The 25506-nt window shown below is 46.2% G+C and carries 22 protein-coding genes; 12 read left to right on the top strand and 10 right to left on the bottom strand.

Annotated elements, in window-relative coordinates:
* Nucleotides 1–144 precede the first annotated feature (144 nt).
* Entirely contained in the window at nucleotides 145–414 is a 270-nt protein-coding gene (locus QUA13_RS13425) for a GlsB/YeaQ/YmgE family stress response membrane protein (protein WP_332984696.1), read from the top strand.
* A 365-nt stretch (nucleotides 415–779) separates the two neighbouring features.
* Here QUA13_RS13425 and sppA read toward each other — a convergent pair whose 3' ends face one another.
* The 3 genes from sppA to QUA13_RS13410 form a co-directional block, all read right to left on the bottom strand.
* Nucleotides 780–2600, bottom strand: a complete 1821-nt coding sequence (gene sppA, locus QUA13_RS13420; RefSeq protein WP_333199122.1) for a signal peptide peptidase SppA — start codon at nucleotides 2598–2600, stop codon at nucleotides 780–782.
* Nucleotides 2601–2865: 265 nt separating this feature from the next.
* Nucleotides 2866–3915, bottom strand: a complete 1050-nt coding sequence (fni, locus tag QUA13_RS13415; RefSeq protein ID WP_333199120.1) for a type 2 isopentenyl-diphosphate Delta-isomerase — start codon at nucleotides 3913–3915, stop codon at nucleotides 2866–2868.
* A 135-nt stretch (nucleotides 3916–4050) separates the two neighbouring features.
* Entirely contained in the window at nucleotides 4051–4734 is a 684-nt protein-coding gene (locus QUA13_RS13410) for an SDR family oxidoreductase (RefSeq protein ID WP_333199117.1), read from the bottom strand.
* Nucleotides 4735–4812: 78 nt separating this feature from the next.
* Between QUA13_RS13410 and QUA13_RS13405 the strand changes: the two genes are divergently transcribed.
* Both QUA13_RS13405 and fghA read left to right on the top strand, forming a co-directional pair.
* Complete coding sequence (locus tag QUA13_RS13405) at nucleotides 4813–5922, top strand: S-(hydroxymethyl)glutathione dehydrogenase/class III alcohol dehydrogenase (RefSeq protein WP_333199114.1); 1110 nt, start codon at nucleotides 4813–4815, stop codon at nucleotides 5920–5922.
* Nucleotides 5923–5985: 63 nt separating this feature from the next.
* Nucleotides 5986–6840 (top strand): S-formylglutathione hydrolase, encoded by an 855-nt coding sequence (fghA, locus tag QUA13_RS13400; protein WP_333199112.1) that lies wholly within the window; start codon nucleotides 5986–5988, stop codon nucleotides 6838–6840.
* Between the two features lie 194 nt (nucleotides 6841–7034).
* On the opposite strand, the gene QUA13_RS13395 is transcribed toward fghA, so the two are convergent.
* The gene (locus QUA13_RS13395; protein ID WP_172193086.1) at nucleotides 7035–7949 is read right to left on the bottom strand and encodes a branched-chain amino acid transaminase; all 915 of its coding nucleotides are present in this window, start codon (nucleotides 7947–7949) and stop codon (nucleotides 7035–7037) included.
* A 282-nt stretch (nucleotides 7950–8231) separates the two neighbouring features.
* Here QUA13_RS13395 and QUA13_RS13390 point away from each other — a divergent pair, with 282 nt between their 5' ends.
* Nucleotides 8232–8600: a Lin0512 family protein gene (locus QUA13_RS13390; RefSeq protein WP_333189080.1), complete on the top strand. Its 369-nt coding sequence runs from the start codon at nucleotides 8232–8234 to the stop codon at nucleotides 8598–8600.
* Nucleotides 8601–9062: 462 nt separating this feature from the next.
* On the opposite strand, the gene QUA13_RS13385 is transcribed toward QUA13_RS13390, so the two are convergent.
* Both QUA13_RS13385 and QUA13_RS13380 read right to left on the bottom strand, forming a co-directional pair.
* The gene (locus QUA13_RS13385; protein WP_333199110.1) at nucleotides 9063–10010 is read right to left on the bottom strand and encodes a DUF4142 domain-containing protein; all 948 of its coding nucleotides are present in this window, start codon (nucleotides 10008–10010) and stop codon (nucleotides 9063–9065) included.
* A gap of 68 nt (nucleotides 10011–10078) precedes the next feature.
* On the bottom strand, nucleotides 10079–11209 hold the full coding sequence (locus tag QUA13_RS13380) for a hypothetical protein (RefSeq protein WP_333199108.1): 1131 nt from the start codon (nucleotides 11207–11209) through the stop codon (nucleotides 10079–10081).
* 864 nt (nucleotides 11210–12073) lie between these two features.
* Here QUA13_RS13380 and QUA13_RS13375 point away from each other — a divergent pair.
* Both QUA13_RS13375 and QUA13_RS13370 read left to right on the top strand, forming a co-directional pair.
* On the top strand, nucleotides 12074–12553 hold the full coding sequence (locus QUA13_RS13375) for a YqhA family protein (RefSeq protein WP_333199106.1): 480 nt from the start codon (nucleotides 12074–12076) through the stop codon (nucleotides 12551–12553).
* A 200-nt stretch (nucleotides 12554–12753) separates the two neighbouring features.
* Nucleotides 12754–12996: a ChaB family protein gene (locus QUA13_RS13370; RefSeq protein WP_333189083.1), complete on the top strand. Its 243-nt coding sequence runs from the start codon at nucleotides 12754–12756 to the stop codon at nucleotides 12994–12996.
* A gap of 284 nt (nucleotides 12997–13280) precedes the next feature.
* Here the strand turns inward: QUA13_RS13370 and QUA13_RS13365 are convergent, their stop codons facing one another.
* Nucleotides 13281–13646, bottom strand: coding sequence for a hypothetical protein (locus QUA13_RS13365; protein WP_333199103.1), 366 nt, complete (start codon nucleotides 13644–13646; stop codon nucleotides 13281–13283).
* Between the two features lie 457 nt (nucleotides 13647–14103).
* Between QUA13_RS13365 and QUA13_RS13360 the strand changes: the two genes are divergently transcribed.
* Nucleotides 14104–14823, top strand: a complete 720-nt coding sequence (locus QUA13_RS13360; protein WP_333199101.1) for an SAM-dependent methyltransferase — start codon at nucleotides 14104–14106, stop codon at nucleotides 14821–14823.
* A 178-nt stretch (nucleotides 14824–15001) separates the two neighbouring features.
* Here the strand turns inward: QUA13_RS13360 and QUA13_RS13355 are convergent, their stop codons facing one another.
* Both QUA13_RS13355 and QUA13_RS13350 read right to left on the bottom strand, forming a co-directional pair.
* Nucleotides 15002–16102, bottom strand: a complete 1101-nt coding sequence (locus tag QUA13_RS13355; protein ID WP_333199099.1) for an iron-containing redox enzyme family protein — start codon at nucleotides 16100–16102, stop codon at nucleotides 15002–15004.
* Between the two features lie 377 nt (nucleotides 16103–16479).
* Entirely contained in the window at nucleotides 16480–18255 is a 1776-nt protein-coding gene (locus QUA13_RS13350; RefSeq protein ID WP_333199097.1) for an AAA-like domain-containing protein, read from the bottom strand.
* A 174-nt stretch (nucleotides 18256–18429) separates the two neighbouring features.
* On the opposite strand from QUA13_RS13350, the gene QUA13_RS13345 reads away from it, so the two are divergent.
* The 4 genes from QUA13_RS13345 (at nucleotide 18430) to QUA13_RS13330 (ending at nucleotide 23086) form a co-directional block, all read left to right on the top strand.
* Nucleotides 18430–18975 carry an NfeD family protein gene (locus QUA13_RS13345; protein ID WP_333199095.1) on the top strand — a complete coding sequence of 182 codons (546 nt, stop codon included), beginning with the start codon at nucleotides 18430–18432 and terminating at the stop codon, nucleotides 18973–18975.
* Nucleotides 18976–19036: 61 nt separating this feature from the next.
* Complete coding sequence (locus QUA13_RS13340) at nucleotides 19037–19597, top strand: SPFH domain-containing protein (RefSeq protein WP_333199093.1); 561 nt, start codon at nucleotides 19037–19039, stop codon at nucleotides 19595–19597.
* 116 nt (nucleotides 19598–19713) lie between these two features.
* Nucleotides 19714–20232 (top strand): type IV pilin-like G/H family protein, encoded by a 519-nt coding sequence (locus QUA13_RS13335; RefSeq protein ID WP_333199091.1) that lies wholly within the window; start codon nucleotides 19714–19716, stop codon nucleotides 20230–20232.
* Between the two features lie 19 nt (nucleotides 20233–20251).
* Nucleotides 20252–23086 carry an AAA-like domain-containing protein gene (locus tag QUA13_RS13330; RefSeq protein ID WP_333199089.1) on the top strand — a complete coding sequence of 945 codons (2835 nt, stop codon included), beginning with the start codon at nucleotides 20252–20254 and terminating at the stop codon, nucleotides 23084–23086.
* Between the two features lie 204 nt (nucleotides 23087–23290).
* On the opposite strand, the gene QUA13_RS13325 is transcribed toward QUA13_RS13330, so the two are convergent.
* Complete coding sequence (locus QUA13_RS13325; protein WP_333199087.1) at nucleotides 23291–24100, bottom strand: metal ABC transporter ATP-binding protein; 810 nt, start codon at nucleotides 24098–24100, stop codon at nucleotides 23291–23293.
* A gap of 102 nt (nucleotides 24101–24202) precedes the next feature.
* Between QUA13_RS13325 and QUA13_RS13320 the strand changes: the two genes are divergently transcribed.
* Complete coding sequence (locus tag QUA13_RS13320; protein WP_445242711.1) at nucleotides 24203–25435, top strand: metal ABC transporter substrate-binding protein; 1233 nt, start codon at nucleotides 24203–24205, stop codon at nucleotides 25433–25435.
* Nucleotides 25436–25506: the final 71 nt, after the last annotated feature.

Here is a 25506-nt window from a genome sequence, read left to right as displayed (position 1 = left end):
AAAAGCCTCAAACTCGGACGATTCCTCAGAAATCCTACCACTTTCGATTCTTCCCTACGGTAGAGGTAAGGACGGGATAGCAGTTGTTATTCTAAGAACATAAGACAGAGAACGAGAAAAGTTAAGCATTCAGGAGAAACGGAAATGGGAATTATTGCTTGGATTGTTTTAGGACTGATTGCCGGTGCGATCGCCAAAGCCATTTATCCGGGAACTCAAGGCGGCGGCTTTATTGCCACAACAGTTTTAGGAATTATCGGCGCGCTGGTGGGAGGTTATTTAGGTCAAGTCTTCGTGGGGACGAGCGCGGGAGCTTCCTTCGGAGCATTGACTCTACCCAGCATAGCTTTTGCAGTCATCGGTGCGATCGTGGTACTTTTCATCTGGGGATTGTTAACTCAGCGTGCTGCATAACAAATATTGCCAATTCCCAGTCGATCGACTTTTAGGGTATTCATAAACCCGGTTTCTAGAAGAAACCGGGTTTTTCAGTGGTTTGTAGGGTGCTTCAGCCTACTCATACCAAATTCGCGTTAAAAACCGCGATCGCACTCAGCGGTTGAAACGGTTCAAGAGTCAAACTTTCGTCAGAGATCACCTCTTGCACCATTCTCGCTTAACAGGCTTTCGGGCCTGTTCCACAAAGACGGAGTTTTGTTGTGGGGTGGGCAGGAGATCCCGCCCGCAAAAGGCTTATTGAGAATGGTGCAACATCTCAGTGCGAGCAGAGGGGGACTGAAGAATAAAGGGGTAAAAATCCAGGATTTGGTATCAATTAATTAATCAATCCGCAAATTGAAAGGCAAGCGAACATAAATCCCCTGCGGGTCGTTCATCGACCCGATCGCAGCCAATTCATCCTGCATTTTCTTAACTTCAGCAGTCAGTGGGTCGAGTTTGGTGGCTGGTTTCAAAACGCGAACGCCTGAAAGTCTTTCCAAAATTCGCTCCTCGAAACTGCGGCGTTTTGGATATTCTTCCAACTGCCAATTGTCGCCGAGTTTAGCTTGCTTAGCCGCCTCTTTGACTGCATCTTCAAGGCCGCCAATTTCATCGACTAAACCCAACTGTTTCGCGGCCGTACCAGACCACACCCTGCCTTGAGCAATTTCTTGTACCTTGTTTTTCGGCAGTTTGCGGGAGTCGGCTACTTTAGTAATAAATCGATCGTAAATGCGATCGACTATTCTCTGAATATTCGCCAATTCTTGAGGATTTTTCGGGCGGGAAACCGTGTTAGTATCCGCAAAGCGGCCGGTTTTCACAACGTCCCAAGTCAGACCGTTGTTAGCTGCCAACTTTTGGGCGTTGAACAGCATTCCAAAAACGCCGATAGAACCCGTAATCGTATTCGGTTCGGCAAAAATGCGGCTGGAACCCATTGCAATCCAATAGCCGCCGGAAGCTGCTAAATTGCCCATCGAAACGATAACTGGTTTCTTTTTCCCCGTCAGCATAACTTCGCGCCCGATGACTTCGGCCGCCGTCGCGCTGCCTCCGGGACTGTTGACCCGCAAAACTACTGCTTTTACGTCGTCATCTTCTCTGATTTTCCGCATTTCTTGAGCGATGCGATCGCCTCCTACTTGAGTCGGGCCCCCTTCTCCGTCTACAATCTCTCCCTCGGCGTAAAGTATAGCAATTTGGTTTTTCTTGTCAGCGCGAGTTGAGTTTTTATCATCAGCAATTCTGGCGTAGTTTTTCAAACTAATTTGCTTGAAAGATTTGTGTTCGCGATCGGTTCCTGTCAGTTTTTTAAGTTCGCTCGCAATTTCGTCAAAGTATACAACTTTATCAACTAACTTGCTTTTGAGAGCTTCGTCAGCCATCAAAGTTCCGCCCTTATCTGCAACCGCTTGCAGTTGGGGAACGGTCACTTTACGGTTCGGCCCGACAGTTTTCAGGTATTCTCCCCACATATCTCCCAGCAACTTTTGAGTTTGCTGGCGATTTTCGGGACTCATTTTTGTGAGCAAAAACGGCTCAACGGCTGACTTGTATTTGCCCACACGAGTCACTTGAACTCCCAAACCGTATTTCTCCAAAGCACCGGTGAAAAACATTGCCTGACTGCTAAAACCGTTGAGTTCCAAAGCCCCGTAAGGATTGATTGCAATTGTATTAGCAACGGAACCGAGGTAATAATCTCGCTCGCTCCAGTCCATCTGGTAAGCAAAAATGGGTTTTTTGGCATCTCGGAAACGCTGCAATGCCGATCGAACTTCTTTGAGATTGGCAAACCCGCTGCTGCTCGAATCTGAGCTGCCTTCGAGATAAATGCCCACTATTTTCGGGTCTTTCTTCGCAGATTCGATCGCGTCTAAAACAGTCCGCAGCGTCACTGTATCGCCGGAATCCTCCGAAAGCACTTCTTCAATCGCCGCGCTAGTGCTGCGGCTAGGTTTGCTGTCAGTGATATTTAAAGAAAGGTCTAATACCAATACAGACTTATCTTTAACTTGCGGGCCTGAATCTTTAGACGACGATGCCGCCAGAGCAATTAGCAGTACCAGTCCCCCTAATCCGATGCTGCCCAGCAGCAACAATCCGAGGAAGGTTCCCAGCAAACTTGCACAGGTATATTTTAGGAAATCTTTCATTAGATAATTGGTTATTGGTTATTGGTAATTAGTCATTAGTCATCAGTCATTAGTTATTAGTTATATCAAATCAGGTTAGAGCTGAATGATACCGAGCGTGAAGTGTCCCGCTCGCACTGCACTCGGAAAAATATTATTCCGATGTCGGCGGAAACGATATTATTGGTCATTACTGCAAGTAGGATTTAGCACTTTTCTGCTGTCGTTAGTTATTAGCTAACGACTAATGACTGTTGACTAATGACTGCTGACTGCTGACTCACTTTTATCTTAACCTTTCCAAAACCCCAGAATATTTTAACTCATCCAAGTTAGCGCAGCCCGTACAGAACATCACGGTGGCGATTTCTGCAATTAAAACCTCAGCTAGAACGCCTGCGGCTGATTCCGATTCCGCTGCGGCTTCTAGAAACGGCCGCGCCAGTCCCGCAATATCCGCGCCGAGGGCGAGAGCCTTCGCTGCATCCAACCCATTCTGCAAGCCTCCAGAGGCAATCAGAGGAACATCCGGCGCTACGGCGCGGGTGCTGACAATGCACTCGGCTGTCGGTATTCCCCAGTCGGCAAAGGTTGCGCCCAACCTGCGCTGCTTGCTATCTTTAGCTCGCTTTCCTTCTATTTTTGCCCAAGAAGTGCCTCCGGCCCCGGCAATGTCGATCGCACTTACTCCCGCGGCGAGCAATTTCTTTGCCATGTTCCCTGAAATACCGTTGCCGACTTCTTTAGCAATAACTGGTACTGGTAATTTATCGCACAATTTGGCGATTTTATCTAGCAGTCCTTTAAAGTTAGTATCGCCTTCGGTTTGAACGCACTCTTGCAGCGGATTGAGGTGCAAAATTAGGGCATCTGCTTCGATAATATCAACAATTTTTTGGCACTCTTCCCAACCGTAACTGTAGTTTAATTGAACTGCTCCGATATTGGCAAATAGCAGAATATCTGGAGCGCGGCGCCGGACGGCAAATGTAGGAGCTAGTTGAGGTTTTTCTACGATGATTCGCTGGGAACCGACTCCCATTGCCAGTTTGTATTCTTGAGCAACATCCGCGAGGCGATAATTGATTGTCTGGGCTAATTCTGTGCCGCCGGTCATCGAGGAAATTAGCAGGGGAACGGCTAGTTTTTTGCCGAGAAATGTGGAGGTTAAATCGATTTCAGTGCGATCGAGTTCTGGCAAACAGCAGTGAGCAAAACGGTAGCGTTCGAGGCCGCTGGTAGTTTCGCGAAATTGTACGTCTTCTTCGAGGCAGATCCGCAGGTGGTCTGCTTTGCGGGTTTCGGTTTGCGACGGGGAGGTTAGCGGCAAGTTCACAGTAGCTATTTGGGGAAAGAGTTGTGATTTGGGAATATAGCAATTTTATTTCATTTTTGAATTTTTTAATGAACCGCAGAGAGCGCAGAGGAAAAGAAAAGAGAGATGTTCGCAAATTCTGCAATGGTTGCTGTATTATCCAGGAACGGTCAGCGGCTTTCCATTATCTGAAGGTTTCAACTTCAGCAAAAAAGGAACTGCTTTTTGCACCCATGCTTTGACTGACGTGTAACTTGCCGCATTTTCTCCGAAAGAAATTTCCAGCATATCCGTATGGATTATCCCCGGATTCAAAGGAACCGCCGCCATACCTCCGGGCAATTCTTGAGCGAGCGATCGCGTAAGTCCTTCTATCGCCCACTTAGAAGCACAATAGGGCGCAACTTCCGGCGAAGTTGACCTTCCCCAACCAGAACTCAAGTTGACAATTATGCCGCTTTTTCGAGCAATCATTGCCGGGACAAAGTGACGAATTACATTAGCAGTACCTTTAATATTAACATCAATTACCTGCGAAAATTCTTCGTTACTAACATTCCAAAGAGGGGCGAGATGATTGGTTACACCTGCATTGTTAATCAGCAAATCTGGCGGCGAGTAGTTGGCCAGCATTTCTGTTGCCCAAGCTTTTACGCGATCGTCGTTGGCGACATCCAAACAAGTAAAATTGTGGGGCGAACTATATTTTTGGTTGAGCTTTTCCACTGCTTCGGAAGAACGGGCGCATCCCAAAACTGTATGTCCCAATTCAATAAACTTTTCGGTCAGGGCAAGACCAAGACCGCGACTGACTCCGGTAATTACAATTAATTTTGTCATAGATTTGCTGAATTTTGAGATTAAGTAATACAATACATATTTACTGGTCTGTTGACAAATCGATCGCAGGGGGAAAGCATGAAAGTAAAAGCAGCAGTTGCTCGCAGTGCCGGCAAACCTTTGAGCATTGAAACGGTTGATCTAGATGGGCCGCAGGCTGGAGAGGTGTTGGTGGAAATTAAAGCCACTGGTGTTTGTCACACTGACGCTTACACTCTTTCCGGCGCCGATCCTGAAGGTTTGTTTCCTGCTATCTTAGGCCACGAGGGAGCCGGGATAGTCGCAGAAGTTGGGGCGGGAGTAACGAGTGTCAAAGTGGGCGATCGAGTAATTCCTCTATACACTCCCGAATGCCGCAACTGCGAATATTGTTTGAGCGGCAAAACTAATCTCTGTCAAGCAATTCGCGTAACTCAAGGCCAGGGAGTGATGCCCGACGGCACGAGCAGGTTTTCTATAGACGGACAGAAACTTTACCATTACATGGGAACTTCTACCTTCGCTAATTATACAGTATTGCCGGAAATTGCAGTAGCAAAAATTCGCGAAGATGCTCCTTTTGATAAAGTTTGTTTGATCGGTTGCGGCGTAACAACTGGCATCGGCGCTGTCATAAATACTGCGAAAGTAGAGCCTGGTTCTAATGTGGTAGTTTTCGGTTTGGGCGGCGTGGGTTTGAATGTAATTCAAGCGGCTCGAATGGTGGGAGCTAACATGATTGTCGGCGTAGACATGAATCCCAACAAGCGAGAGATGGCGGAAAAATTCGGCATGACTCACTTTGTCAATCCCCGCGAAGTCGAAGGCGATTTAGTGCCTTATTTGGTAGATTTAACCAAAGGTGGAGCTGATTACAGTTTTGAATGTATCGGCAACATTAATGTGATGCGTCAAGCTTTGGAATGTTGCCACAAAGGTTGGGGCGTGAGCGTAATTGTCGGCGTAGCGGGAGCCGGTCAAGAAATTAGTACCCGCCCGTTTCAGCTAGTAACTGGCAGAGTCTGGAAAGGTACGGCTTTCGGGGGGGCCAAAGGCAGAACTGATGTTCCTAAGATTGTTGATTGGTACATGGACGGTAAAATTGATATTGATAGTTTGGTATCTCGGGTAATGCCGATTGAACAAATTAACGAAGCTTTTGATTTAATGCACAAAGGCGAAGTAATTCGCACAGTTTTGACTTTTTGAGGAAGAAGTTCGGCAACGGATTTTGTAACGGATGTAATACAGATTAATTCCCAATTTCCAATTATGCTCTCTGAATCCCTAAAACTGCAAAAAGAATATAAAAGTTTCGGCGGCCAACTAGGCTTTTACAGTCATCAATCCTCCGCTTGCAACAGCGAGATGAAATTCGCCGTTTATCAGCCGCCCCAAGCTTTATCTCAACCCGTACCAGTTTTGTATTTTCTATCAGGTTTAACCTGCACGGAAGAGAACTTTATGGCAAAAGCGGGAGCGCAACAATTTGCGGCAAAATACGGGTTAATGTTGGTTGCGCCCGACACTAGCCCGCGCCAGACTGGCATTCCTGGCGAAGATGACGATTGGGATTTAGGAAGTGGTGCGGGTTTTTATGTTGATGCGACAGTCGCACCTTGGAATGCTCACTATCGAATGTACAGTTATGTGGTTGATGAATTGCCGAATTTAATCGCCGAAAATTTTCCAGCGCTACCGGAAAAAAAGGGAATTTTCGGTCATTCGATGGGCGGACACGGGGCGTTAATTTGCGCTTTGAAAAATGGCGATCGCTATCTTTCAGTTTCCGCTTTTGCGCCTATTTCCGCGCCAATGCGCTGCCCTTGGGGACAAAAAGCTTTTGCAAACTACCTCGGCAGCGACCAAGAGATTTGGAGGGCTTGGGATGCTAGCGAATTGGTTGTGGCAGCACCATATAACCGCCCGATTCTGATTGACTGCGGGACGGCTGATTCGTTTCTTACTGACGGGCAGTTGTTGCCGGAAGTGTTCGCGGAAGCTTGTGCAAAAGCGGGACAGCCACTAACTTTAAGGATGCAGGAAGGTTACGATCACAGCTATTATTTTATAGCTAGTTTTATGGAGGAGCACATTCGGCATCACGCTGCTGTTTTGTGCGGGTAGTTCCTAGCAGGAAGCAGGCAAGATGCCTGCTCCACAACAACTGGTTCTTAGGCTCTCTCTGCCTGGGAACCGATATCCAGAGGCTCTGCCTCGAATGGCTGCCATGAAATGTGGATGCAGAGCTTCCTTATCTGCTTTACCAGGCTCTGCCTGGTAACGAGTAAACTCGCTTCTACGAGGACAGGTATTTTCGGTTAATTAAGATCGATCGGAAATACCCAGTCTTTATACTTGCTGTCGCGATTTTCGATAATCCCGGTTAGTTTGTCCAAAATCTTTTCGGTGATGGGTCGGTTTTTGGGCAATTGATAGTTTTCTACTCGGTTAATTGGCGTAATTTTGGCTGCGGTTCCGCAGAGGAAAATCTCGTCTGCAATCAACAGTTCCGATCTATCAACTGGTCTTTCTGTTACTTCTATTCCTAAGTCTCTGGCTATAGTTATAACGCTGTCTCTGGTAATTCCTTCGAGAATATCTTGCTCGAAACCGGGAGTAATTAATTTACCGTTTCTGGCGACAAATATGTTCATTCCTGAAGCTTCGCTGACTTTTCCCTGAGTGTTCATCATTATTGCTTCGTCGAAGCCGGATTCTACTGCTTCTGTTTTGGCTAAAGCTGAGGTGATGTAAGCACCGCTAATTTTACCTCTTAAGGGCAAACTGCGGTCTTCTTGGCGGTACCAAGAGCTTATTCTACAGTTGACTCCTTGTTTGGGCAAATAGTCTGAGAGTTCTAATCCGTAAACAAAAAAGTCGGTTTCTACGTTGTGCAGTCGGGGGGCAATTCCTAAACTGGATGTGTAGACGAAAGGGCGGATATAAAATGATTTTGTGGGCTGGTTTTTCTGGACAAAATCAATAATTATTTGTTGGATTTTGCTGGCTGGCAAATCGCAGTGGAGGAAGCTGGCACTTTGACTTAATCTTTGGCAGTGGCGGTCTAATCTAAATAGCAAGATTCGATCGGCATTTTGGGGGTCGGGAATTCCCCGCAACCCGCCTAAAACTCCGGTTCCGTAGTGCAGTGCGTGGGTGGCTATGGAAATTTTGGCGTCGGTAAATGGGAGAAATTGGTTTTGAAAGTAGGCAATTGGCAGAAAACTATCCATGATTCAAGCTGGCGATGAGTTTTGCAGTCCGCGAGGAATGGTGAATTTGGTTATATTACCATAAGTTATACCATTTTAGATTTGAGATTAAAGAATTGAAGAATTGGAAATGACTGATTCGATATAAGTTTGGATCGCGCACAGTTGCATTGTTTTTTTTACTGGGATTATTATCTGGTTATATCTATTTATAAAATAATATCAAGAGCGGTCTGTTTGGTTGATAATTGTTTTGGGGAAAAGTGCGATCGACTACAAACAAAAATCAACCAAAGGGCAACTATGGCACGCAAATGTTTCATCATTGAAATGGGGATGGGTATAGACCAGCACGGGCAGGAACCGACTGTAGCCTGTGCAAGGGCTGTACGGAATGCGATCGCCAATAATGCTCTCCTAGGCGTCTGGGAAGTGGCAGGTTTGAGCGACCCCAATCAGATGATTGTTGAGGTTAAGGTGGCCGTTCCTTACCCGGAACAAGTGCGCGCCGAGGAGGTGTTGGCGGTGCTACCTTTTGGCAGCAAAACTCTGATTGTCGAACAAGGGGGCATGATTGTGGCAGGCAGGGCGATCGCCTCTCTGAATGATAAAAATGATGAAATGCTAATCGCTGTGGCGGCTGTGAGTGTTTTTGTGGACACTCAGGATTAACTAATTTTTTGTTGTTTGAATAAATCCCCCGATCGCACTTTTTTGTTTCCGCGATCGGGGATGGAACGCCTGTCTGTTAAAAAATGATTAATTTAGACTATGTGGTAGGGTGCCCCGGAGAGTTCGCATGAAATACGGTAGAAAATCTGAGGGTTTGAGGCATCTTACAATAGGTCTGTTGCACGCTAAGGCTTATTTGCGCCTACCTACTTAATTTTGAAGTTTTAATTGATAATTTTTAATTTCTCAGGCGACCGGGTATGTAAGCAATCCAGCAAGACCCTACGATTAATAACAGCCAGGTTGCTGTAATATTGTTGCCCAACAAGCTGCGGAGAAAATCTTCCATTGTTCTGAAAAATTATAGGGTTTAAAAGAATTTATTGCTCTTCCCTCTCGGAATACAAAAGGTAGAGTCCGATCGCGTTTTAGGCGATCGGACTCTACCTCTTCTACTTAATATTATGGCTGGCTGGTATCTGCCAACATTTGGTTAACCATTTGCAAGTGCGCCTGAAGGTTCGGCAACTTCTGGGTAGCCCAAGCCTTCAAGTCGGGATCTTGTCCCTGTTGAGATTGAGCCTGAAACAGAGCAATAGCCTGATTGTGGCTGTCGATCATCGCTTGCTTGTAAGCAGTGTCAAAACTTCTACCGGAGAGTCCCGAAAGTCGATCCATCAAAGCTGTGTTCTGGGTACTCATATCGGCTGGCAGTTCTACATCCTTTTGCCTTGTTAACTGCATCAGTTCTTGATTGGCCCGAGTGTGTTCCTCTACCATTTCTTGCCCGTATTGTTTCACACCAGCACTAGAACCGCGTTGGACTGCTAATCTGCCGAGCTCCACTTCCAGCATACCAAGTTGACCTGCTTGCATGACAAAGGTTCTGTCTCTGCTGCTGAGAGAATTAGGCGAAGTTTCGCCACCTCTTGGACTGTTGGGAGAACGGCCCGGATTGTTGTTGCTGGGGGTATTTGGGCTGTTGGGAGAACTACCGTCGGGACTGTTGTTGCTGGGGGTATTTGGGCTGTTGGGAGAACTACCGTCGGGACTGTTGTTGCTGGGGGTATTTGGACTGTTGGGAGAACGGCCCGGATTGTTGTTGCTGGGGGTATTTGGACTGTTGGGAGAACGGCCCGGATTATTGTTGCTGGGGGTATTTGGACTGTTGGGAGAACCACCGCCGGGACTGTTATTGTTGTTGGGATCGCTAACAGGAGCGTCAGGAGGATTAAGATTGTTGGAATCGTTTTGAGCAAGATCGAAAACTCGATCGCCCGACTGGCTGAAGCCGTGAGTCTGGCGATTTAATTCTGCGAATCCTGGCACAGCTATCAAGGAACTCACACCGGCAATTCCGGCAACAGTAACCAATTTTTTGAACAAATTTTTGCGATTAAGTGAAGTCATGAATTTCTAAGCCTCTAAGTTTTCAAAATTACGTAAAGCGAAGCTATCCCGTAGGGCATCGCCCGAAACTAGCGATGGGACGGTGTACTGCCTTTCCGAAACAAGTTGATCAAACCAAACGCGCCCAAGGCTCCCAGCCACCCCAAATTGTTGGGGCTATCGCGCCGAGCACTCAAAACTCCAGAATTAGTATCAGCCGGCGTCGATGTAGTACCGGTTGTACCGGTTGTACCCGTTGTACCAGTGCCACTCGTACCCGTTGTACCCGTTGTACCAGTGCCACTCGTACCCGTTGTACCCGTTGTGTCTGTACCTGTTGTACCGGTTGTACCCGTTGTACCGGTTGTACCCGTTGTGTCCGTACCTGTTGTACCCGTTGTACCCGTACCAGTCGTACCGCTTGTACCGCTTGTACCCGTACCAGTCGTACCGCTTGTACCAGTGCCACTTGTACCAGTTGAACCGCTTGTACCCGTTGTGTCCGTACCAGTCGTACCGCTTGTACCGCTTGTACCGCTTGTGCCAGTGCCACTCGTACCGCTTGTACCCGTTGTACCCGTACCAGTCGTACCGCTTGTACCGCTTGTACCCGTGCCACTCGTACCCGTTGTATCCGTGCCACTCGTACCCGTTGTACCCGTTGTACCCGTTGTACCCGTTGTACCCGTGCCAGTCGTACCAGTCGTACCGCTTGTACCGCTTGTACCCGTACCAGTCGTACCGCTTGTACCGCTTGTACCGCTTGTACCCGTACCAGTCGTACCGCTTGTACCGCTTGTACCCGTGCCACTCGTACCGCTTGTACCGCTTGTACCCGTGCCACTCGTACCCGTGCCACTCGTACCCGTTGTACCCGTTGTACCCGTTGTACCCGTTGTGTCGGTGCCACTCAAACCGCTTGTACCGCTTGTACCCGTACCAGTTGTACCGGTTGTACCCGTGCCAGTCGTACCGGTGGTACCGCTTGTGCCAGTCGTACCGGTGGTACCGCTTGTGCCAGTCGTACCGGTGGTACCGCTTGTGCCAGTACCGCTTGTGCCAGTACCGCCGCCAGTACCGCCCCCAGCACCGCCGCCAGTACCGCCACCAGCACCGCCGGCTCCCGACTGGGCTGAAGCAGGCACTGCTAACGAAACCGTTGCTAAACCTAAAGTACAAGCGCTTGCTAAAACAACTTTCAACAACTTAGAAGATTTCATGGTAATGCTTGCTTTTGTGTAGAGTCCTGCGATCGCTTCTGATGCCAAAACCGCAGGGTCAACTTGACAGCGTAACGTGCAACTTTTCTAACCTTTGCTGCGGGATAATGAAGGTAATGGAGCCAATTTAGTCCCGTTTCCTCTATTATTTTTCCCTGATACATTAGACCGCAGCGTTAATAGTTTATAAGCTATTACGTATCCTTCAAGTGCGCCATTCATCTTTAGGAACATTTGGCAAAATGGCGTTTTATTTCAGGTGGTAGATGATATCTGATTGGGCGGCCGACTAGCTAAATCAAAACTTGCACGCGGGGGATATAAACCGGGTTTATCTGAAAAATTTTGGGTTGAGTAACGAGACATATACCAATCAAGCGGGTTTCTCAGACAAGCGCGCGGCTCTTCCTATAAATTTTCCCCTGCTGCTGGTGCTTTGAGGCAGAAATTCTTGATTTTATCTCCGTCAATTTTGGCTTAGCGCTCCGCCAGATGAGTTAGTTTAAAAATTTTTTGATCGCTATTTTTCCTTAACTTGCTGCTGGCAATTTGGGCACTCGCAGAATACCGCTCAAACTTTCCCAGGAAACTAAATTATCTCAAAAAGCCCGACCTGTCGCTCATAGTCCCAGACCGCCTACAACCCTGCAACAGCAAAGCTTTTGACTGGGTTTTGACTTGCGTAAAACAGGCAGGCGAACTGAGGGATATCCGAGTCCAACCCGGGCGACATTAAATTAACCAGCGGCGGCGCACTCGTCAGAATTGCTTGTGAGTGCGATCGGGCAAACTCTGATATAGTAAAGCCAAAACTATGCCAGAGAGCGCTTGTTCTCTAACACATTTTCCAAGGAGACATCAACTATGCTGCATCGAATTCTTGCCAGAAGTCGCTATCTAATGTTAATCGCTGTACTCGGTTGTTTTGCAGCGTCTGTGACGCTTTTGATGTACGGTGCCCTGGAAACGGTCATTACCATCGGCTACACAGCTACAGTAGCGGTTTCCAGCGAAAACTCGAAACAACTGATTCTGTCTTGCATCGAAGTTGTAGATTTGTTTCTCCTCGCCACAGTATTTTACATTACTGCACTCGGACTTTACGAGCTGTTTATTGACGAGCGCATCAAAGTACCACACTGGCTGGAGATTCACACAATCGACGACCTAAAAACCAAACTCACTAGCGTGATTGTAGTAGTGTTGAGTGTATTGTTTCTCTCGGAGGTAGTTAAATGGAACGGCGCGACAAACATCTTTCCCTTGGGAGCGGGTATCGCTTTAGTAATCGCTGCGCTGACGTATTTTCTAAATTCGCAAGTAAAAAAGCCGAAGTCAGATTAATGGCTGTTTGAGCAGGGAAATTAGCCAAATCGCGCTGAACCAGCAACGGCAATCAAATTGCGTTATTTTTTCACAATCATTCAATATTACATCTGCCTTCGGACTGATAAAAATGCAATCTTAAACTTGCTTTTAGAGAGAGGAAGGTAGTTGCTTGGAGTATATAAGATAGAATTTATGTTTGATAATAGGAAACCATTATGCCAGAACAACAATTTGATACCCTACCTTCAGAAGCACAAGAACTACCCGAAGGAGCGCAGCATATTTTTCAGGCTGCTTTTAAGAGCGCTAGCGAAGATGGAATGAGCCAAGATGCTGCTACTCGCGTGGCTTGGAACAGCGTAAAATCTGAATATGTTCAAGGCGAAGGTGGCACGTGGCATCACAAGGGCGACGATACTAACCAAACTCGCAAATCTGTACAGTCTGGTGGCAATTAGTTATCAGCCATTAGTAATATCGTGTCCGCTAACATAACCCCTATATGCGGTGTAGTGAGGGCTTCCTTCCTCAATTTTTGATGAGAACGAAGATTCCTCACTACCAACCAATTGCAGTGAGGTTATTCTAGCGGGCATGATATTATCAGTCATTAGCAAAGCCGTCATCACTTGTGGTTAATGCTTGACGTTGATAGCTGTGGGAATCGCGGTCGTACAGAAGTTAATGCAGGGTGTTAATCGGCTGACGCATATCCCATTCCAATTCCGCTAAAACGAGCAAGCTAAATACCTTTACAGCTCCCGTAAATAGGACATACCAACCGCCAGTTTAAGGGAAAAGCAAAATGCCAGATAAATGAAAAAAAGTTGCAGCTAAAAGCGCGCGATCGCACTGCCCATCCCGTCCAAAAATAGCCGATTCCGCTCATTCCCAACCACAGGGGAGAGAGAGTCATCAACACTTTTCCCCAGCTCAAAAAAATGGTCGAGTCGGTTAGCAGCAATGCTAATAACATCAGTATTACCCAACCGTAAAGCACCCAAGTCAGGCGTTCTATTTTAACCCAATAGTATGTCCAGCTTACCAAATCTGCTGCACCTACGAGGCTGAGTGTGGACCGCAAACCTGCTTGCAGCATCCAACTCACAGGAAAAAATTGTGCTGTGCCGAAGATCGGTATTAAGACCAAGATCGACAGCAGGCAAGCTCGATCGAGGCAAGTGTAAAATTTTGAATAAAATCGCTCTTTGCCAAGGGGAAACTGAACGTGCCAAAACCCTTATAAATCCTAAACGGCGTTAATTTGTTTGTGTCGAAGAGGCGGAACTGAATAATTTAACAAGGTCATGTTTGACACTATTAAAATTAATAATTAGTGGCTTATTTACCTACTATTTCAAGAGTAATCGATATTAAGATAATTGCTATCTGCCAAACGGATTAATTTTGTAAATTTGACCATATATCGGCAGTAAGAGTTATTTAATTTCAATGTAAAACCGGAAGAGTTCGATTATAAAAAATTATAAAATAGCTCTTGCGACAGATTGCTGGAATATTACTTATTCGATACTTTGAAAATAGTCAACTTTGTTACAGAATTTATGCTCACTTCATCCCATCCTCTGAAACAGGTATTCCACTGCCCGGAAGAATCTGATTTTTACGCGCACTGCTTGGAAACTTTAGTGTTAAATGCCAGCGACAATTCTCGACTTATCGTAGAGTTTGGTTCAGGAGAGGGAAGTCCTGTTATTAAGTCTTTGCTGAGAACTGATTTTGATGGCACAATACAGGGATTTGAGCTAAATAATGTAGCTTGGAAAATTGCTCAGTCTCAAATTAAGGAATATGAACTGAGCGAACAATACACGGTCAACAATTGCTCTTTTTTTGATTCGCCTTTATACGAGTCGGCGGATTGTGTAATCTCAAATCCCCCTTACTTGCCTGCGGTGGATGATAAGATTTACCAGCCGCTGTTGCACGGCGGGAGTGATGGTTCTACAATTGCTAAGAAACTTTTATCTTTGGGCTGCGATGAAGTTTTGCTGATGGTTTCTAGCTATTCTAATCCTGTGGGTTTGATCGATTATGCCTTGGATCGAGGCTACTCGGTTGCAAATTTTGAGATTGCACCTTTAACTTTTGGCTATTATAGTTCGGAACCCAAGGTGAAAAGCGCGATCGCCAGTCTGCGAGAACAGGGCATGGCTTTTTATTCGGAAAATATCTATCTGCTGGCTGGAGTTTTGTTTAAGAAACAGGAAAAGTCGCAAAGAGATTTGTCGATCGAGCTAATTCAGTTAATGACAGCATTTTAAAATACATCGCTGGTAGGGTGCATCTGAGATGTTGCACCATTGTCAGCAACAGGCAAGATGCCTGTTCCACAAGAAATACACTCTTTGTGGAACAGGCATCTTGCCTGTTCCTAAAAGCCTTATTGAAAACGCTGCAATATCTAGGGTGCATCAAAGAATGATGCACCCTAGATAGCTGTTAATTCCGTTCTGTGGCTTGGATGGATCGCACCACAGCAGCCGCAGCCCGATCGCCGATCGACTTCTCCTGATCGTACCCCAACACCAGCTCCCACGCCTCCTGCGGGTATCTATCAACCAGCGGGATCGCCACTTCATCCAACATCCAGCGGCCGTGACGCTCATCTTCTTTGATGTGCAGTTCCCAATAACCCATCGCAGCCTGCGAGAGGCCCAAACGCTGGGCGGCAGCTAAATAATTGCGGTAAGCGACGGGCCCCGCCACCTCAAAATAAGTGAGTCCGCCGTTGTAACGCAGAAAATGGCGCTTGCGTTCCGTCAGCAGAAAGTTGTGATTGATGCTTGCGAGCACTTCCCAAGGCACTAAATCGAAGTACGCTTCCGGTTCCGTACTCATGTCGAATTCTGCCAGCATTTGAGCAAAAAAGGTCGAGTGCTTGCGGGGGAGACGACCGCCGCCGTATTCTTCGATCAGCACCCGCGTCAGCGTTGACTGAATTTCGTTGCCGGCACCGCCGAGGATGCGAGAAAGGCGGCTGGCTTCCACTAAACCGTCGAAAGAGGCGATCGCCAGCAGGTGTCTGTATCCCTCTTCAGTCATCTGTTCTCGCTGGTAGCGATCGAGATCGGTTAGCGGAGGATCGACATCGGCGGCCGCGCGATCGCGCAGGGCTTGCTTGACATCAGGCAATTTTTGCAGCGCTGCAACGTCGATTTGCGCCAGTTCCCACTGCTGCCAAGGTTCCTCAATGCGCTCGCGCACGGAACGCAAATAGTGCGATCGCTCGTTGTTGTAGCGGCGCAAATCGTCGTACCAAAACAAGTTGAGGCGGTTGATGCGGTAAAGCACGCGCTGCAAGAAGCGGTGAGCGGCCTCATCGCCCGGTTCCTGTTGGTAAGCTGCTTGAATTGCGTAGGCGATCGCGCTTTCAAAATCGCTAACAAGTAACGGTTTTGCCGCCACCGTCTTGTCTAAATCCTCGACTTCTAGCAAATTGACAAATTGCCGATCGGCTGCTTCGTAATTTGGGGGTGCCGGTTGCTTTTTGGGAAGACTCGGCGAGTCTATTTTGGGGAGTAAATCTGCCGTATTTTGCATGGAATTAAGTTATGCTAACTCTAATTATTGTGCTGCCTGCCCAAACAGCCAACCGTTGCAGATTGCTGAGGATTCTGGCTAATTACTTTCAAGATAGCGAATCAGTCAGCCGTATACACCCTTCCATTGATAGAGATTTGACCGCTACCGTCTCATACCCTTTCAACTTGTGAGTAAAGGTAACAACGTTTATGGAAAATGGTATTAACTTATCTCAGGCTTCCTTCTCAATCACCTGTTTAGCAACGGGCAAGATGCCCGTTCCACAGAAACTCCATTTTCTTGTGGAACGGGTATCTTGCCCGTTCTTGAAAAACTAAATTTTCTTGTGGAACGGGCAGCTTGCCCGTTCTTGAGACTGGTACAACCTAAGACTATCAACCTAGGCGATCGCGAAAATACTCCTCATACAAACTGCATCTCGCACTGCAATAATTGCCCTCCTGTTTCACCAATCCCATACTGTTTAATTTAAACGCCAATTCTAGCCTCAATCTGACTGGCTTTTGCACACTCGAAACCTGTCTCATCGCCTCGATTAATTCTGGATATTTTTCTAAATTCCACAAATGCCTGCGCAAATGATCGCTGTAAATTCCTGCCTCGGTTGTCGCCGATTTCAGCAAGTGATTTAAAGTCACATCTTGACGGGCAATGCGATACATCGCCAGCCGCACTAAATAAGGATGTCCTCCCACTAGCGCCATCATGTCTGCAACTTCTGTAGCGCTCCAATTGATTCCGTGTCGCGCTGCTAAGTCTTGCACTTGCTGCGAATCAAACTCCAGCAATTCTATCGGTAAACCCACATTAAACGGCGATTTATTCACATCCAGCGGGATATACACTTCTGTCGAATGCACCACAATCAAACGAAATTTTTTCCAAATATCTCGCCGTTTTGCTTCTTCGTGTAAAGCTCGCAATAACCCAAAAAAGTCGTCAGCAATTTCCGGCGATTCAAACAGGCGATCGCTCTCATCCAAACCTAACGTCAGAGGTTTTGAGGATTCTGACAGCAAATACTGTTCAAAATAAGCCTTACAGCACTGATTGCTGCCAATCAAATCCGCTAATTCCCAACACTTCGGCAACTGATCCAGCATTCCTAACTCTTGACCGATGCTAGCACAAAACCACTGCAAGAATGTATCTGAATTAGCGAATATTCTTCTATTTGCTAGCTGAAAACTCAGCGCTACCGTGCGAGAACCTTGCATTTCTGCATGATGCAAAATCCTCGCCATCAAAGAAGTTTTGCCCATTTGTCTGGGTGCTTTTATGCGGATCAGCGCTCCCGGCTGGGCGATCGTCTCGTAACAGCGGGATTCGATCGGAGGGCGATCGATATAAAAACGAGAAGCTATTTCAACTTGTCCTCCGGGCAATTCTGGCGGCGCGGCTGGCAGGGGTTGAATTATTGACTTTTTTGTGCTACTAATTGCGTTCCACTGTACAGCTAATTCATGGTCGGCAGTTAACGATGTGCGACCTTCTTTGATGATATTTAAAATTTCTGATAATAACTTTGATAAGTCGCCAGTACCGCGCCAAAGCCAGGGCTGAACTCCTGCTAAATAGCTGAGTAAATCAAAAGAAAGCGGTGTATTTAATTCAACTAAAATCGGTAATATTGCGGGTTTATGAGCAGTTAAATTGTGCAATTCCTTGGCTAGCTGCACTTGTTCCAATACCATTTCGCTAGCGGCAGATTCTTCGGAAATCAGCAACAGCAAATAATCGCAACGCTTTAAACATGAGCCTGAGTCGCTGCTGTTGTTAATAAAAAAGACTTCGTAGCCTGCCGCACTCAAAGCTTGGTGTAACTGCTGGGAAAGGGTGTTGTGTGAGGTCGATCGGGCGTTGGCGAAGTCCTCGAAGACGATCGCCACTTTTGCCCTCACAAGCAGTACCTCCTCTGGCTCTGATTGCGCCTCAAAATCGGCTAAATCGCGCCATTCCTGCCCCAATCCGCGACAAATTTCGATGAAATTGGCATAATCCACAGGTTTGCCATTCAGAAAATGGCTGACTGTAGATTGGGCCATCCCTAAATCCTCAGCCAGGATTTTCTGACTGGGAAAGCCATTTCTCAGGAGACAGGATTTAACTGCGCGAATGCACTCTTCGCGCACCCTTAGCGATCGTGGCATTGCTTATCACAATCAAGACACTGAAACCATCATAAATGCCAACCGTCCCTAAAGTCGATGAAAAGTCGATGAAAAGTCGATGAATTTTCAAATAACTCAGTCGCCAACTCAAATACCCACCTGATTAGATTAGAAATAACAAGGTTGAATCCATCAAAACGAGGTAAAAGCATTGTGTATTCTATCCTAATTTTGCCGCTGGCGTCAGCCACTAATCAACCAGGTTTCGCCTTCACCCCGCCCCTATTCTGGCTGCTGATTGGAGTTTTGCTTAGTGCAATCGAGCTATTAATCATCAAAACTCAGCCCCAAAAATACAGGTTTTACCTGCTAATGATGGGAGCTTCTGCTTTAATTGAATCCTTTATTTTGTGGAGAGGATCTGTAGCATTTCAGTTTAGTTGGGCGAACATAATGTATGAAGATTTTGACTGGCAAATCTTCTACTGGATGGGGATAGCCCTCGCGCTGAGCATCTGGATTCGACCAATTTTCATTGTTCGCAAAAAGTTTGTCATTCCCGAAGCAACCGAAGCGACAACAATCTCCGAAATTTTCCCCGGAGAAACCGGAATGGTGATTTATGAAGGGGCTTCGTGGAAAGCTCGCAATGAAGATTCCCAAGGGGCGATCGCACCCCGACAAAAAGTTTACGTTTTGCGCCGCGAAGGAAACACGCTGATTGTTGTACCTGACAGATTAATTCACATCAACGGCTAAACATTGGCAGCCACCTCAATTCATCTTTAGTTCACAGCTTAAAATTACCAGGAGATTCACTATGTATCAGTATTTTTTGATGGTGTTGTTTGCAATCACCGGAGTATCCTTAGCCAACAGCGTCAAAATCGTCCGTCAAGGAGATGAGGCTTTAGTTGAAATTTTCGGAAAGTACGATCGCAAGAAACTCGAACCTGGTTTGACATTTTTGATTCCCTTTGTCGAAACAGTGGCCTATAAACAAACTCTGCGCGAGCAAATTTTAAGACTGTCACCGCAAGAATGCACGACGCGCGATCGGGTTGCCGTCACCGTTGAATTTATTGTGTACTGGCGCATAATTGACTTAGAAAAAGCTTCGTACAAGGTGCAGAATCTCAAGGAAGCGATGTTAAATATGCTGATTCTTTCAATTCGGACTCACATTGCGACATTAGCTCTGGAGGAACTTTACACGGCTCGCAATGAAATCAATAATGCTTTAGTGGAGGAGTTGGATACAACGACAGATCCTTGGGGTGTGAAGTTTACGAGAGTGGAATTGCGCGATTTTGCGATCGGCAGTAAAGTGATTAAGCCAACATCCATTAGCCGTAAAGAAGTAGAACACCTGCGAGCTTAAGGATTAGTATTGCCTCATTTTCCTCGTTACCAGGATCTGCCTGGTAACGCAGATCCAGAGGCTCTGCCTCGCCGACTTTAATTCGCCTTGTATATACCCTTTAACCAGACAAAGCCATGACTAAATATCAAGAATCAAGTATTAGTAATTCAACTTATAACGGTTGCGGATGCTTATTACTTTTAATGGGCATTGGAGTAATGGGCGCGATCGCTCTGCCATCATTTCTGAATGCTAGCAATAAACCCATGATTTCAGAAGCAAAACAGTATGTTGGCTCTATGAGCCGAGGTCAGCAAGCCTATTTTGCAGAAAAAAGTGCTTTTTCCAGTTCTGTTAAGGCTTTGGAAATTGGCATTAAAACAGAGACAACAAATTACAAGTATTCAGTTCGCGCCACTAAGAAAGCAGCATTTGGTTATGGAGTATCCAAGGATAAACAACTTAAAAGTTATGTCGGCGGTGTTTTTCTGGTTCCTGCTAAAAACTTTGAGCCAAATGCTGCTAAAGAGGAAATAACTACAACCTCCATATTGTGCAGAGCTGATTTTCCCGGTACAATTAAACCAGCAGAACCCACCTATGAAAATGGTAAGATTGCTTGCGGTAAAGGCACAATAGAAGTGACTAAATAATCTAACTAGAAGCAAGATAATGACAGTGGAGTACCAATACCAAATCGGCGGCAGTCTCCCGCAAAATGCACCTACTTATGTAGTGCGACAAGCTGACTCAGAACTTTATCAAGCCCTCAAAGCCGGAGAGTTTTGTTACGTGCTCAATTCCCGACAAATGGGCAAATCTAGTTTGCTGGTGCGAACTGTACAAAAACTCTCGGCTGATGGTATTGCCTGTGCTACGATCGACCTTTCGGACATTGGCAACCAGCAAGTCTCTCTAGATAAGTGGTACGGCGGGGTCGCTTACAAACTTTTGTGCAGTTTCAACCTGTTTAACCCAGTCGAGTTTATGAGTTGGTGGCGGGAGAGAGAGTTGATGTCGCCGGTGCAGCGCTTAGGAGAGTTAATTGAAGAATTGCTGCTGGTTAAAATTTCTCAAAACCTAGTAATTTTCATTGATGAAATTGATAGCGTTCTGAGTTTCCAAGAACCGCTAGACGATTTCTTTGCATTAATTAGATGTTGTTACAATAAACGCGCTCACAATTCAGAATACCAGCGCATTACATTTGCTTTACTGGGAGTGGCTACGCCATCGGATTTAATTAGCGATGCAACTCGCACGCCCTTTAATATCGGTTTAGCTATTGAATTGCACGGTTTTAATTTACAGGAAGCTCTGCCTTTAGCAAAAGGGTTTGAGGGAAAAGTAGACAATCCTCAAGAGGTTTTAAAAGAGATTTTGGACTGGACTGGAGGGCAACCATTTCTGACTCAAAAGCTTTGCAAGCTGATTTTGCACAGTGTAAAAAGCTTAGCGTCGGCTTCTATTATATCAGATTCAACGGATGAAAGCAAAACTGAAATTTTTACTACACATCAATTATTAATTCGCGATATCGTGCAATCTCATATTATTGATAATTGGGAATCGTCCGATGAACCAGTACACATCAAAACAATTCGCGATCGCCTTCTCAGAAGTCAGCACCGCGCCAGCAGGTTATTAGGATTATATCAAAAAATATTGCAACCCTTTGAACCCCCCCACCCACCCTTAAAAACGGGGGATGAAATGCCAGAATTACCCTTGTTAAGGGGGGGCGCGGGAATCTGGGCGGATGATACTTCCGAAGAAACAGAATTGCGGCTGAGCGGATTAGTAGTAAAAAGAGCCGGAAAATTAACCGTATCTAACGGCATTTACGCAGCTATATTCAACCAAAACTGGGTAGAAAAAGCACTCGGCGACTTGCGCCCCTATGCTGAATCCCTAACAGCATGGATAGCTACAAATTGTCAAGACGAATCTCGCTTGTTGCGCGGTCAAGCACTGGAAGATGCGCGACTGTGGGCGGCAAATAAAAGCTTGAGCACCCAAGATTATCAATTTTTAAATGCGAGTCAAGAAGCGGAATTTGCGAAATTCCGCTGTCAAGAAAAACAGAATCAAGCTGAAATAGAACAACTGCGTCGCGAAAAAAAGTTATTAGAGGAACTAAGCGAAGCACAAAAGCAGAAAAAAGTGATTGCAATTAAACTTTGGCGCGAGCAACAACTGAGAGTGCAAACAGTTACAGGAGCAGCAACAATACTAATATTAATTCTGATAGCAGCCTTTTGGGTTAAACCGTCAATCGAAGAAAGAAACAACAAAATTCTCACTCTCAGTTTGCTATCAGAAACGCTCTTGGCTGCGGATAAAAAAGAGGAAGCTTTGCTAGAAAGCATCAGAGCTGTTACAGAAATGAAAGGATCGCTCGGAGTGAGTTCAGACATTCAGATGCGAGTGGCGATCGCCCTCGAACAGGCAGTTTACACCTTTCGGGAACGCTGCCGCTTGCAGAGTCAAGCCAGTACCCTTGCTTTCGCGAGTTTCAGTCCCGACAGTCAAACAATTGTGACGGCTACCGATGATAATTATATCAAACTTTGGCAAACTAAGGGAACTTTGCAAGCAACATTAGCTGGCCATACTGATAAAATTAGAAATGCCATCTTCAATCCTAGCGGTCAGCTCATTGTCTCAGCCAGCGACGACAAAACTATCAAAATTTGGCAAAAGAATGGCAAATTAATTCATAATTTAAAAGGACACAGCGGTCAAGTAACAAGTGTCTCTTTTAGTCGAGATGGTAATATTATTGCTTCAGCCAGTGTCGATGGAACTGTGAAACTATGGAAAATCAACGGTGAAGAATTGTCAAGTTTTCAAGTAGAGCGAGGTTGGATCACCAGCACGAGTTTTAGCCCAGACGGTCAGATAATTGCTGCGGCTGGCACTGATGGCACTGTTAAACTTTGGAGTTTGAGCAAGATTAATGAAAAGTTGCAAAAACAGGAGTCAATCGAAGCAAGCACCGATATCAAATTGTTCCGAACTTTACAGATTGAAAGTGATAAAATTATGAGTGTAACTTTCAGTCCAGACGGAGCAATGCTGGCGGCGGGAAGTGCTGGGGGAACTGCGAGAATTTGGAGCAAAGACGGCACACCGCTCAGTATTTTAAAGCATACAAGTGGATTGACAAATATCAGCTTTAGTCCCGACAGCCAAATGTTGCTATCTGCAAGCACAGACAAAATGGTGAGGCTGTGGAATATTGACGGTACATTGCTCAAAACTTTAAAAGGTAACAAAGATGCTGTTTGGAGTGCGAGTTTTAGTCCAGACGGCAAGGCGATCGCAAGTGCTAGTGCTGACGGTACGGTGATGCTGTGGAATCTCAATCTTGACGATTTGCTGGTGCAGGGCTGCAATGTCGCCCGCAATTATTTTCAGACAAATCCGATCGCAAATCCCAGCAATCGCCACCTCTGCGACGGGATTGAAACTCAGTCAGGCATTAGGCAAAAAAACCCCGGTTAAGACTCAAACTCGTGAGTTTTGCAGCAAAGTATCTAGGAAAAAATCGGCTTTTTGACCAAGAATTTATTGATTGTACAAGCCCCCGATTTATCCGTGGAATCAATCCAAAATCGAAAATCGAAAATCCTCAAGCCCCCGCATTTATCCGTGGGGTCAATCTAAAATCTAAAATCTAAAATCTAAAATCGATTGACTGCTGGCTAATTAAGCTGCTTGTCCGGCAAAGAACATTACTTGTCCGCCGTAGGCGCGGTAAAGGTTTTCTTGGGTTAGCACTTCTTGGCGGGAACCAGCGGCAATCAATTCTGTATTTAGCAAAATTAAATCGTCAAAATTTGTGATTGATTCGCCTAAGTCGTGGTTGACTACTAAGACGATTTTTCCGGCATTTGCTAGTTGGTGGAAAATGTCAAAAATGATATTTTGAGTTTTTTGGTCAACGCCGACAAACGGCTCGTCAAAGCAGAAAATAGCGGCTTCTTGGGCTAAGGCTCTAGCTAGAAATACTCGCTGTTGCTGTCCGCCGGAAAGTTGTCCGATCGGTCTGTCTTTGTAAGCACTCATGCCTACTCTTTCTAAGGCATCGGCAGCGGTGCGGCGGCTAGCTGCCGAGAAGCGGCGAAACCATCCGGCTTTTCTGACTCTTCCCATCATCACGACATCCCAAACGGTGGCCGGATAGTTCCAGTCAATTTGCGATCGCTGCGGCACGTAGGCTACTGTTTCGAGTCGATCGGCGATCGCTTCTTCGCCCCAGGTAACAGTGCCGCGAACAGCGGGAATTAAGCCCAACATTGCTTTGATCAGCGTGCTTTTGCCGGCACCGTTGGGGCCAATAATACCCGTCAGCCTTCCCGGTTTGACAGAAAGATTGATATCTCTGAGTGCTTCTACCGTGCGGTAGTTTACTGCTAAGTGCTTAACAGTGATAATTTCAGTGTCGGTAGCGCTGTCTTTGAGGTGGCAAACCATTTGAGACCAAGGAGTCTCGTTGGGCAAGGCGGCGGTATTCATGGCGGTGAGTCTATCTCCTTTTTATTAAGTTTACTGTAAAAATGAAAAGAATATGAAATCATCGGTAAATAGGAATAATCTGGAACGCAGGAGAGGTAGATAATGCGGCAGTGCAAGCTAGAAACCCCTCAAACCATAGGTTTGGCGGCGAAAATCTCAAGTAGGTTAAAACTGATATCCACCATTTTCAATAACAGGGAAGATGCCTGTGAAGCGAAGAGTGAGTTTTCTTGTGGGGTGGGCATCCTGTCCGCCCAGAGAAGGGCTATTGAGAATGGTGCAAGATGTGAGTTAAAACCGACGGCAATTGTGAAGCAACTTTATAAAGGAGAGTTTAGCCGTGAGTCGGGGATTGAAACCGCCGGCCCTGGATTGCAAAAGTCCAAGGTATTTTTGATTAGAACTATTGCCTGCGGCATTTTGACTGTGGGTTTATTTAGTTGCGCTCAAACCCAGGGCGATCGCCTCTCTCCAGAGGCAGATGCTAAACCCAAGGTAGTTGCTACCAGCACAATTATTGAAGATTTGACCGATCGAGTAGCGGGAGGCGAAATTCAGCTAACAGGAATTTTGCAGCCGGGAACCGATCCTCACGTTTACGAACCGGTGCCAAAAGATTCTCAAGCTTTAGAACAAGCTAACTTAATTTTGTATAACGGTTACAATTTGGAACCGGGATTAATTAGGATGATGAATGCCGCCGGAATTAAGGCGCGGAAATTAGCAGTGGGCGAAGTTGTCAAGCCTTTGCTACTGAATAAAGAAGGCAATACCGTACCCGATCCGCACGTTTGGGGAAATGTGGAAAATGTAGTTCAAATGGTGGAAGCGATTCGGGATGCGCTAATCGAACTGTCGCCGGAAGATCGGGAGAAGTTTACGCAGAATGCTGTGAAACTTACTGAAGAGTTAAAACGTTTGGATATTTGGATCGAACAAGAGATTAAAACTATTCCCGAAAATAAGCGCGAATTAGTAACAACTCACGATGCTTTTCAATATTACAGCCGCGCCTACGGATTGGGAAGTGCGGGCAGTTTGATCGGGATTAGTACGGAGGAACAGCCCAGCGCTCAAACGGTGCAAAAGTTAGTAGAATCGGTGAAAGCGGCAGGAGTTCCTGCTATTTTTGCCGAGACTACAATTAACCCGCAACTGATTAGAACAGTGGCGGAGGAAGCGGGGGTGAAATTGGCAGCGCAGCAACTTTATTCGGATTCGATTGGGGCGGCAGGAAGCGAGGGCGATTCTTATGTGAAAATGATGTCGGCTAATACTCGCGCCATCGTCGAAGCTTTGGGGGGCAAATACACGCCGTTTGAAGTTAGCAAGTAGCAATTAGGGAGCGTAATATCAAATCCGGTAGCATGGGAATTAATATTACCCACAGACTTGGAGACGGCAGT

The sequence above is a fragment of the Microcoleus sp. S28C3 genome (genome assembly GCF_036700785.1).
Taxonomy (GTDB): domain Bacteria; phylum Cyanobacteriota; class Cyanobacteriia; order Cyanobacteriales; family Microcoleaceae; genus Microcoleus; species Microcoleus asticus.
The sequence above is the reverse complement of the archived record's forward strand: the minus strand, read 5'-3'. Positions and strand labels throughout refer to the sequence as shown.